Raw genomic sequence first — 10,101 nt, forward strand, 5'->3', positions numbered from 1 at the left:
AGGCTTAGTTCCTGATGAAGGTGCCGTCGAGGAACACGACCTCGACGCTGGCGCCGGTGGGCATCTCGACGACCGGCTGATATTGCTCGGCACGCTCGATGAGATATTCGGAGAGCATCTTTCCGGAGTTTTCAGCGCCAGCGCCTAAGCCTCTAAGGCCAATGTCGCCGGCCGAAGGGCTCGGAAGGTTCGCTCGACTATCTTGGCCGACCGGAACAATTGGGACAGAAAATGCGGAATCGACGGCCTTGCCCGCACCACTGACCAAACCGGCAAGGAACGCCTGCGTCGTGAGTGAACCTTCGCGGCTGATCACGCGGCCGCGAATGCCAACCTTGCCGCCGAACGCGATGAAGCCCTGAACCTCCGACACCGCAAAGCGGCCGCCGGGCTGCGCGCACGTCATGCGCTGGAGCTTTACGTAGACCTTCTCGGACGAGAGATCGCCATACGCCGCGCCGTTCACCATGCACCCTTGCACCCGAGTGGCGAGAAGCCGCCCCTCGCTGTAGACCGAGCGGGCGGGGCCGGTGATGCGCAGAAGCACGGGCAGCGGATCGCTCTGGCTGCGCGTGTTCGTGGTCGCATCGACCCCCACCACCACGGTCGCTTTCGCGATCGAGTTGGGCGGGAGATAGTTCGGCGAATCCGTGTAGACCGCGGGCGACTTGGAAGCGTCGATGCGCGACCCGGTCCCGCCATTCCCGCTGAACGACACCATCTGCACGTCGTTGCTACGACGAGGAGGCTGCGGTGCCGCCGCGGCAGGCGATGAGGAGGGGGCAACCCCCAGCGCCTGTGCGGCGGCAACCGGCCCGGGAGCAGTCGGGCGTGCATTGCCACGGCTCGCCTGCTGACGGAGCTGCTCGTTCTCGCGCTCGTATGCTTCAAGAACCCGCTGGCCATCGCGGGCCATTGCGGCGTTCTCGTTGCGCAGGCTGTCGACCTGCGACTGGAGCTCCATCATCTGCCCGGCTTGCGCCTCGACGCCCTTCAGACGCTGGCCCTGGGAATTGATCTCGCCCTCGTACATGGCGACCCATTCCTGGTCGACGCGCTGCCGGTTCATGAGGGCGTCGGTCGAGACCGTGGTCTCGGTTCCGTTTTCCATCGCCTGCTCGATCGTGTCGTCCGTATCGAGGACATACATCGACCCGGCGATCGCGATTACGCCGACCAGCCCATACATGAGCATCTTCTGGCGCTTTTGCGTCTGATCGTTCTCAGCGATCGAGCCGCTCTCGTCGAGCTCGTCGTGCTCGTCCTGCTCCGCGGCGTCGAGATCCTTGGGTTTGCGCTTCAGGAAATCCATCTCAGTTACCTTCCTGTGGGGACGACGACATAGGCGGCAGTCGCCTGCCCGCTCGCGAGGTCGCGGTTTGAAATGCTGACGGCGATCGCACCGTCGCCGGCGATGAGTTCTTCCTGCAGCGTCATGGGCGCCGCGCCGGTGTTCTCGATCCGGAGGACCTTGCCGGTCATGGTGGGGCTGCGATATTCGCTGACCAGCTGCACCTTGATGTCGCCGACATTGACCGGCGCACGAGCTGCGTCGCTGATCTCGAACCCGGTAACGGGACGCTGTTCGAACATCGCTCGGACGAGGCCCACCGCGCGATCGTCAAGCGACGCGGCCTGCAGGGTCTCTGCCTGCGGCTGCGGATTCTCGATATCCGCATTGGCCACGAAAACCTGCAGCGCACCGTCACCGGACACCTGGCAGTCGAACTTGTAGACGTAGCCCTTCTGCGTCGTGCCGAAGAACGAGATGTTCGGCTTCGTGTACCCTTCGGGAACCGAGAGATAGATGTCGCCGCGGGTCGGCTCGTGAACGATCGCGAAGTCTTCCGCCTCAATCCCGGTTTGCACACGGGATACGGCGACGAACTGGTCTTCCTTGAGCGCGATCCGGGTGAGGTCGGACTTCGAGGCTTGGCAGCGCACCTCTCCGTTATCGACGGCGAGGATGTGTTCCTGCGCGAGTGCGGGGACGGCAGACATCACGAATGCGCCGGCAATGAGAGCGGCCCCGCCCAGGCGCGTCAGGTAGCAATCGAGACGCGAGGCGAGAAGGCCGCCCGACACGATCATGAGCGAGGAAATGGCCGGGTTCATTCTTCCTCTCCTTCTTTCACGACGACGCCGAAACCCTTCAGGCGAAGCGAGACGCCGGTATATTTCCAATGGAACTCGAAGACCTTGTGTTCGCGCCGCACATCGCGCGAACCGACGATCGTGTGGAGGACGCCCCCGACCTGGCTGGTCAGCTCGTCGGGGTTCGTCCTGATCCAGTCGATGGTGACGAACTGGGTGACCTGAGAGCCTTCCTGCTCCGCCATGATCTCCATCAGCTTCGCCTTGAGCGCACCGCGCGATTCCGGCGCGGCAATGGCGACGATCCCATCGAGCCAGTACTGGAGCGTTTCGGGCGAGCGATTGAGCGCGAGCTGCGCGGTGTCACGGGTCACCGCCTCGAGATATTCCGGCGTGACCGATGAGGAGCTCAGCGTCATTTCGTTAGGAAGGATCGGCTGAAGCACCACTTCGCGATCGCGGGTCGATGCAGCCGTGAACATCACCACGACGAGGATGCCGAGAACGATGCAGATGAGCGCAAGGAGGTTGCGCTGTTTCAGCGTCCGTTGTGACGCCTCGTGAGCAAGAGATAGTTCCATGTCAGCCCGCCATCACACGAAGATGAGAAGGCGGAGCGACCTTCAGACCAAAGAAACCGCCCGGCAGATTCCAATAGGCAAAGTGCAGGACCCAATACATCGAACGCCCGGCTTTAAGTTTGCGATAGAAAAACCATGCAGCGACACTGAGGAGAAGTCCGATAACGATGTGCTGCGCGAGAATTCCCCAACCGAACGGAATCAGCATTATGAGGAATTCATCCAGCGTCCAGAACCCGATGAGCTCGGGGTCGTCGAGATGTCTTGGGATGGAATATTGGTCCAAAGGTCGTCTCCGCCAGTCAGGGGGCGGCTGCGTCTCGCTGGCGATCAGCAGCCCGCGCCCCCGTGGAGAGGGTCCGATCGAGCGATCAGACCGTGCCGGTGATCGTTGAGGTGACGATCGGCACGCCGGTGCCGGCACCGACGCCCACCCCGACCGGGATTGCCACTTGGCCGAGCGAGAAGCGTCCGGAGGCAAGCGCCACGATGCCGCCGGCGAGCGACAGCACGGTGATGATCTTACCGCCTGAGCCTTCGAGGAAGTCGGTGAACTGCGTTAGCGCGGTGTCGAACGTGGTGTCGGTACCGGCCATCGCGGCGTCGATCCCGAACACGCTCATCCCGGCCACTGCAGCCAGGGCGACGGCGAGGTTCGCGCCACCCTTTTTGAGATCGAGTGCTTTCATTGTCTTTCCCTTCTGGTTTGACGAACAGCGCGATGCGCCAAGACCAGAAGGGAAGAACGGGAACCTTTTCTCAACCAATTCGTCGCAAGGACTGACCTTTCAAGGTGCGAATCGCGCTTTGTCGATCCGACTGGTCAAAAAGACTGCACCACTAGGGATTAAATAATAAACCGGGTGGCATTCCGTTTGGGATCTATTGGCACGGAATCAGGACCACCCCGGAATGAACGCGGGTATGGCTGGCCTGTATGCAGCGCCGACTCTCAAGGCTAGACACAAAGCTGATTCAACGACGGTTCGACTCGCAGACTGATCGCACCCGAAAGAGAATCCAGGGGGCGAGTAAGCGTCATGTCGAGCGACAGCGAGGTTGTGCACGAGTTGCTGCTGGGCGAGCAGCCATTTGCAATTATTGCGGAAGCGATCCGCGTGCTAACCGTCGAACGGTTGAAATTTCAGCGGCTTAGAGACGTGATTCTTGAGGCGATCAAAGATCCCCCGAAGCCAACGGATGAACAGGTTGCGTTGTTCAAGAACCAGTTCCCACTCGATGGCCACGTAAGAATTTATCTTCGCTTGTCCCGATCGCTCAATTCCGAACTGGAAGCGCTCAAAATGGACCTATGCCAAAAACTGGATGAGAACTGCGGTGTACGTGAGACGGTTATCTTCTGTGCATTGTCGATCGCCCAGAGGAAAGATTCCACTTGCCACGGTTAAGGGCTTTTGCGCAGTATGCATTTGCATAGGTCGCGTTTAGGGAGGGATCATGCGCGAGGGATCGAACACCGTGGTTGTCGGACGCTGTGATCAGCTCCAGCGGGAATACGCTGTTCTCATCCGACGACAAATGGAGAAGCGCGGATTGAGCGTGCGGAAACTCGCAGAACGAGGTGTCATTCGTCAAAGCCATCGCAATCGCTTTTTTGACCGCATTGCCCAGGGCACATTGCCGCTTGCGGAATTCCATGCGGTGACCTCGCATTTGGAGATCGATCCTATCCGTGCGGCAATCACCGTACAGTGTTTTACCGATGCAACATCCTACGAGGACCCATGCTGCGAAACCTCAGCCATGGTGGCAGTTGCCATGGCGACGCACCTTCCTGAGGAACTGGCTGCCTGCGAAGGTAATTTCGAAACCATCCGGAGCGAACTTTGCGACGGTATAGCGAAGAACACTTCCTCGGCCATTGCCAAGTATCATCGCAAGCTGGAGGAAAGGCGCAATGGCGCCGACTTCGATTTCGCCTACGGCTGAGCATTTCGACCAGCGAAATCAGAGATCAGTTGCGGGAGGGGTTCTTCGGTGAACGAGTCTGCCCTGATAGCTTGGACATCGCTCTACATCGCGGTCGGCATAATGGCCATCCTCTGCGCACTACTAGCTTCAATCGTCACCGCTTGCGACTGGCGTAGCGGTAACTGGAAGCCGTCCATCACCACCAAGTTCGACAAGCTCTTGCTGTTGCCGAAAATCTGGTTCCGCTGGCAGCTCAATTATCTCAAAGGCGCACCGGCGATTCTGCTCATTGCGCTCTACTACGCTTGGTCGATCGGATTTTCAGTCTTCTGGGATTTCTGATGGGCGGACAAACCTCGCCAGCCGTACCTTCCGAAAGGGGTTGCCCGGGGGCATTGCTGAGGCTGCGCGGTGCACGGTGTTACCTTGCTGGACAGAGCGCATTATTGTGGACACGTAAGCGCGGGTCTCGCGAAAGGGTGGAATCCCGTTATACTGCTCCACTCGCCCAGGTCCCGCATTATATGCGGCCAACGCCAATTCCCATTTGCCGAACCGATCGAGTTGCATACGGAGATAGCGCGCACCGCCCGCAAGGTTTTCCTGCAGATCCCACGGATCGACAACGCCCAGATCGTCGGCCGTGCCCGGCATCAATTGCGTCAGTCCCATCGCTCCGGCATGGCTTCGCGCATACGGACGGTAGCGGCTTTCCTGGGCCACCAGGGCATCGAACAGTCTGACGGGAACGCCGGCGGCACAAGCTGCTGAAACAATCTCCTGAAAATATAGCCGACGTCGATATTGCGCCTCGCTGCCGATGCCGTGCAGCGGGAAATAATCGACTTCGCCGCACCCGGGTGTCGCTTGACCGGCTCTTCGTATTTCCGGGCTAGGATCGAAGGTTGGAAGCCCCACCCTCATCCAATTGGGTACGTGCAGCGCAGCTTTAGCCGGAACAAATGGGGTCGATGGGCTGGCAGCAGAAGGCTCGCCAAACTCGACATTACGTCCGTCTTGCTCAAGCGCTTGCGAATGTGGCCTTTCCCGACCAATTGAAGTTGCCACCTCGGACCGAACCGTCGGGACAAGTATCTCGAACGCTTGCTGTCGAGACGACGTAAAACTTTCGATATGAACCTGTTGCGCGGAAGCTGGGCCGGACAGGGCCAAAACGGCAAAAAGAAGTTTTTTCATGACCATACCTTTCGGCATGGTTTCCTATCGCAATCTCATCATAGAGGGGTTCTGCCAGACCGCAATGTCTAGCTCTGGTTTTCTTTCTCGAGAATGTCTGGTGCGTCAGATGGAAAAGGCAAAGACTGGGCCGCTTGCTGCCTGTCCGCTTTAGCGCAAACTTGCGGACATAGCGGACATAGCAATAGGCGATCCGGGTCTACCTCGTTATCGCGCACAGCATGCTCAAGGATATGAACTTCAAAGGGAACTGGCGCGACTATCAGGCGCGGGTCCTTGAAGAGATGGACGAGCATTTTGCTACGCGCTATGTCATCGCCTTTCCCGGCAATGGCGTACTTGAGCGACTCGTGATTGAGGCAAAATCACGCCGGGTCAGCGTAGTTGACCGTCGTGGACCTCTTGGGACAAATCCTCGCGAGAGGTGAAACTCTCTGGCAGCAAATCCATGTACCGGCCACTCCAAACCAAGCGAGTAAATGAGCAATCTTCTCATTCATCTGCAGAAGTCTTGGTCGCTCCGTAGATCGATATCAAGCCAGTGATGGTTTGATATCTCTTGCATTCTGTGATGCTGAGAAATCCAGCTTGTTCCATAAGCGGTACAAGCGCGCCGTCCGCGTTTGGCTGCGTGTCCGAAACACCGTCGAGCTGCTGTATCGTTGCTCTGAACAGGACACGCATGAGGCGTGATTGCTGCTCGCCGTAGTCTGCTATGAACAGGCGTCCACCTGGCTTAAGTGCTTCGTAAATCTCGCAAAGCAAGCGGAGCTTCTCATCATAAGGAACTTGATGGAGAACGAGGCAGAGTGTGGCGATGTTCGGCGCTGGCCATTTGGCAACAGTGGCCACCGAGAATAATCCATGTTTGAATTCAGCATCTATTCCAGCTCGCCCCGCTTTCTTTCGTGCGATCTGGATCGCATCTTCGTCTGGATCGATCCCGAAGTACGTCGTGGCTGGGTTTTTCGTGGCCAGTAGTGGCGCCAGGCTGCCGGTACCCGCCCCAATGTCGAGCAGGACCTCGTTACACTTGGGCTCAATCAGGTCCACAAGGTCTCTACGCCACCTTTTTTCGCGGGTCGAAAGTCGGGCCCCGATATCGTAGAGTGGCGTGAGAATAGGATAACCGGCTGGCGGCGTATAGACTGCATGTTGATCGGTCATGCCTGTCTCTCGCTTTGTGGGCCGAGCTCCGGCAGAGACTGTGCCTGCTTTCTAAATGGTTCGGCCAACTGTGCTAGATAGGCATCCGGATAATCTTCGATGCCAGCGAGGCCAATCGCCCCCGCTCTGATATGCTGGCTCGACCCAAAGCGCGCTGTACCAAGCAGAACATCCCAGAGCGTCAAGAAGAGACCGAAATTGACGTCGCCGTCCGTTTCGGATGCGAGGTGGTGGTGCCGATGAACTGGAGCGACGGCCCAGATATATGCCAACGGCCCGACCCGCATGTCGACGTTCGAGTGCTGTAACTGGAGCTGTATCAGCACCGCAAAGGAAGCCACGGCGGCGACATCGAGAGGGATTCCCAGAAGAAGCCAGGGCAACGCACCGGCGGTAACCTCGATGAACTGGTGGACTGGATGCTTCAGTAGCCCGTTGAAGCCGTACATGCGGCGTACCGAATGATGCACGGCGTGAAAACGCCAGAGAAACGAAACCCTGTGACTGGCGAAATGGGCAAGGGTAATCCCCACGTCGAGGAGTACAATAGCCATTGCTACATCGGCCCATAAGGGCAGCGTCTTTGGCCAGGCTGATTCCCAAGGGACAAGGCTTGTGATGAGCGGAAGAAGCAGCACCATAGCCACAAGAGATCCTTCATTCACGAGGGCATGCAAAATGTCTCTACGGCCATCGCCATGGCTCGAGTTCCACTGGTTTTCGAAAGGCGCGATACGCTCGGCGGCGAGCGAGGACCCAATCGCGGCGATGATCAGAACGAACAACCAGGCCGGCGAACTACCCGAGGACACGATCGCCGTAGCGCCCCCGACAAAGCCGAAAAAATAGAGCGGGCCATAGAGATAACGAAAAAACGGCCATTGCAGCCTCCATCAAACGATGGTTCCGTCTACGCTCCCTTAGGGCCCCGGTATTGAACGTTTCGCTGGCGTCTTAACGCACGATGGTAATCTCGATTTTTGCGAGACCCTGTGATGGCGTCACGCCGAACCATTCGACCAAACGACGGGTAAAATGCGCTTGATCGGAAAACCCACCTGCGGCCGCGGCGGCAGCTAGACTATGAGACTGGTGGAAACCTTCGATGGCACGCTGAACTTGCAACCATTGCAGGAGCTTGGTCGTCGGCACTCCAAAATCTCGAATCGCAATTTCCCGCATCCGCGTGGTCGAAACACCGACGGCTTTGGCCAATTCCGAAGGTGACGCCCCGGGTTCGATCCGTTGCAGCGTAGAGCGGAGGCGCGGGTCGATTTGGCTCGAACCCTTCCGGTTCAAAAAGCCTTCCATCCATTTGCGTGCCTCGTTCCCAGATCCAACCAGAGCCAATGCATTCGCTTCAGCGGTCGAAAGCCGTTCCAGTCCAACACTCTTGTTGAGGTCACGGGTTCCCATGAAAAACGGATCGACATACAGATTTCGCAGGATGGCACCGGATGGCGTCAAGCGGTGAACCGTGGTGGCAGGGATGAGAACAGCTTCACGGGGCGACAAGCGAAGATCTCGGTCAGCGTTAATGCTGCAAGAGTCGACCAGCGAAAGACTGATCTGGTGTGCCAGATGACTGTGCGGACGGTTCTCTCCTGTTTGGGCGTCGAGAAGTGCCCAGCCAAATCCGAGCATCATGTTGCCCTCCCATGAGGCGTCGGTGCTTCTCAAAGAGCGATTTCGTCTTAGCTGCTGTGCAATCGGACGTTCCTTTCTGAGAGATCTCAACGCGTTCCCGGCTCTCCTCAAGTCTCTTTCAAAGACCGCTCACTGCGCCGGATATCCTCGAGAATGATCTTGCTGCCTGGCAGCGCCGGCATCCGGGAACGATCGATGCGCAGGTCCTGGGCGGGGAGCCGATATTCCAATTCGCAAAGAAGCATTCGCAACGCGCGCTCCATCACTTCGAGCACGACCGTCTCGCCGGGGCAGCGATGATTTTTCGGGACATCGCCGCCGCCCTGAGGGATCAATGCGAACGCGGAAATGCTTTCCTCGCGAAAGCGCTCCGGATTGAAGGTTTCCGGCTCGTTCCAGAGATGAGGATCAGTGTTGGTTGCGTGCAAGTCGAGCAGGAAACGTCGCCCGGCGGGAAAACGGACATTTCGCCACCGGAAGTCCTTTCGGCTTCTGGCAGCGACCGCAGGAAAGAAGGGATAGAACCGGCGCACTTCCTGGACGAAATAGCCCATCTCAGAGCGATCGGATGCAGGGGTCGGAGCCAAATCGGGAAACGAATGGAGAGCATGCGCCAGGAGAGTGATATAGACAGACGCTGCGACGGTTGGGCGCAGAACGTTCAGCAGTTCGACGGCGGCGATCTTGGGACTTAGCAGCGCGCCATTCTCATCCCGGTGCCCAGCGATCACAGCCAGCGCGGATTCAGCGTGTGGGACCAGACGGCTATCGCGCACATCCTTGATGATGCGAGCGAGCCACGCTTCGGACCGGCTGCGAGCGCGCCGGGCTTGAAAATGGCCCAAGCCGAGCGCGGCCGCGCGGTCGAAGAGTAGAACAAGGTCGCGAGTTCGCTTGATGCGCTCTTCAGCCGGTAGTGGCACTCCGGCCCAGTCGCACACTGCTTCGGCCAATATGGGATGCAGCGCTTCGTAGAAGATTACCTGCGTTTCCCGGGTCCATGCCGGGAGCTGGGCCAACCACATTTTTTCGAATTTCTCTCCCAGAGCCTCGACACGCTCTTGCGTCAGCAACGACACGAACATTTCCTTGCGCCGCAAATGCCGCTCGCCATCCAGACCCTGGACTCCGCCCTTGCCAGTCAAAGTCGCCCGAACCGGTTCCGGCATCGCGCCGTCGCGCGACATTCGCGTTTTATCGTAGAACATCTCGGCCGCAGCTTCGCCGCGCAGGCACACAGTCCGCCGGAGCAACAGGCGGGTTTCGAACATATCGCCACCGGTTCGCGAGCAGACCGTGCTTACGAAGTCATAGGGCCGTCTCAGGAAATGGAGTGTGCTGTCGACGGGCCCTTGCGGTATGAGTTCTTCGCTCTGTTTTATGGAATGATTCATAGACCAATACCGTCCTTTCGATTTGGCATATCGCTGCCGAGCCAGCCACAGCGAAACCAACCGGCTCGCTTTTGACTATGCTCCCGCCG

The 10,101-nt window shown here is 58.5% G+C and carries 13 protein-coding genes and 1 pseudogene; 4 read left to right on the forward strand and 10 right to left on the reverse strand.

From position 1 onward, the window contains the following. Positions 1-4 precede the first annotated feature (4 nt). The 5 genes from PF049_14365 to PF049_14385 all read right to left on the reverse strand — a co-directional run bounded on the left by PF049_14365 (position 5) and on the right by PF049_14385 (position 3,364). Entirely contained in the window at positions 5-1,312 is a 1,308-nt protein-coding gene (locus PF049_14365) for a TrbI/VirB10 family protein (protein ID WBY18059.1), read from the reverse strand. A 5-nt stretch (positions 1,313-1,317) separates the two neighbouring features. Then, positions 1,318-2,115: a type-F conjugative transfer system secretin TraK gene (locus PF049_14370; GenBank protein WBY18060.1), complete on the reverse strand. Its 798-nt coding sequence runs from the start codon at positions 2,113-2,115 to the stop codon at positions 1,318-1,320. Beyond that, positions 2,112-2,675: a type IV conjugative transfer system protein TraE gene (locus PF049_14375; GenBank protein WBY18061.1), complete on the reverse strand. Its 564-nt coding sequence runs from the start codon at positions 2,673-2,675 to the stop codon at positions 2,112-2,114. The genes PF049_14370 and PF049_14375 overlap by 4 nt, the downstream gene beginning before the upstream one ends. A 1-nt stretch (position 2,676) precedes the next feature. Continuing rightward, positions 2,677-2,961, reverse strand: a complete 285-nt coding sequence (gene traL, locus PF049_14380; protein WBY18062.1) for a type IV conjugative transfer system protein TraL — start codon at positions 2,959-2,961, stop codon at positions 2,677-2,679. A gap of 85 nt (positions 2,962-3,046) precedes the next feature. After that, positions 3,047-3,364: a hypothetical protein gene (locus PF049_14385; GenBank protein WBY18063.1), complete on the reverse strand. Its 318-nt coding sequence runs from the start codon at positions 3,362-3,364 to the stop codon at positions 3,047-3,049. A 351-nt stretch (positions 3,365-3,715) separates the two neighbouring features. Here PF049_14385 and PF049_14390 point away from each other — a divergent pair, with 351 nt between their 5' ends. The 3 genes from PF049_14390 to PF049_14400 are packed head-to-tail and all read left to right on the forward strand — an operon-like array spanning position 3,716 to position 4,949. After that, positions 3,716-4,084, forward strand: coding sequence for a hypothetical protein (locus tag PF049_14390; GenBank protein WBY18064.1), 369 nt, complete (start codon positions 3,716-3,718; stop codon positions 4,082-4,084). A 49-nt stretch (positions 4,085-4,133) separates the two neighbouring features. Continuing rightward, positions 4,134-4,625, forward strand: a complete 492-nt coding sequence (locus tag PF049_14395; protein ID WBY18065.1) for a hypothetical protein — start codon at positions 4,134-4,136, stop codon at positions 4,623-4,625. A gap of 48 nt (positions 4,626-4,673) precedes the next feature. Further along, positions 4,674-4,949 carry a hypothetical protein gene (locus tag PF049_14400; protein ID WBY18066.1) on the forward strand — a complete coding sequence of 92 codons (276 nt, stop codon included), beginning with the start codon at positions 4,674-4,676 and terminating at the stop codon, positions 4,947-4,949. Here the strand turns inward: PF049_14400 and PF049_14405 are convergent. Continuing rightward, positions 4,929-5,804, reverse strand: coding sequence for a lytic transglycosylase domain-containing protein (locus tag PF049_14405; protein ID WBY18067.1), 876 nt, complete (start codon positions 5,802-5,804; stop codon positions 4,929-4,931). The genes PF049_14400 and PF049_14405 overlap by 21 nt on opposite strands. A gap of 305 nt (positions 5,805-6,109) precedes the next feature. Between PF049_14405 and PF049_14410 the strand changes: the two are divergent. Beyond that, positions 6,110-6,232: pseudogene (locus PF049_14410) on the forward strand (chromosome segregation ATPase). Positions 6,233-6,296: 64 nt separating this feature from the next. Here the strand turns inward: PF049_14410 and PF049_14415 are convergent. From PF049_14415 to PF049_14430, 4 genes are all read right to left on the reverse strand, one after another. Then, the gene (locus tag PF049_14415) at positions 6,297-6,971 is read right to left on the reverse strand and encodes a class I SAM-dependent methyltransferase (protein ID WBY18068.1); all 675 of its coding nucleotides are present in this window, start codon (positions 6,969-6,971) and stop codon (positions 6,297-6,299) included. Then, on the reverse strand, positions 6,968-7,756 hold the full coding sequence (locus PF049_14420; protein WBY18069.1) for a sterol desaturase family protein: 789 nt from the start codon (positions 7,754-7,756) through the stop codon (positions 6,968-6,970). The genes PF049_14415 and PF049_14420 overlap by 4 nt, the downstream gene beginning before the upstream one ends. A gap of 169 nt (positions 7,757-7,925) precedes the next feature. After that, entirely contained in the window at positions 7,926-8,618 is a 693-nt protein-coding gene (locus PF049_14425) for a helix-turn-helix transcriptional regulator (protein WBY18070.1), read from the reverse strand. A 107-nt stretch (positions 8,619-8,725) separates the two neighbouring features. Further along, positions 8,726-9,889 carry a cytochrome P450 gene (locus tag PF049_14430; protein WBY18071.1) on the reverse strand — a complete coding sequence of 388 codons (1,164 nt, stop codon included), beginning with the start codon at positions 9,887-9,889 and terminating at the stop codon, positions 8,726-8,728. Between the last annotated feature and the right edge of the window lie 212 nt (positions 9,890-10,101).

The organism is Erythrobacteraceae bacterium WH01K (assembly GCA_027941995.1).
In the GTDB taxonomy this organism is placed as follows: Bacteria; Pseudomonadota; Alphaproteobacteria; order Sphingomonadales; family Sphingomonadaceae; genus CAJXSN01.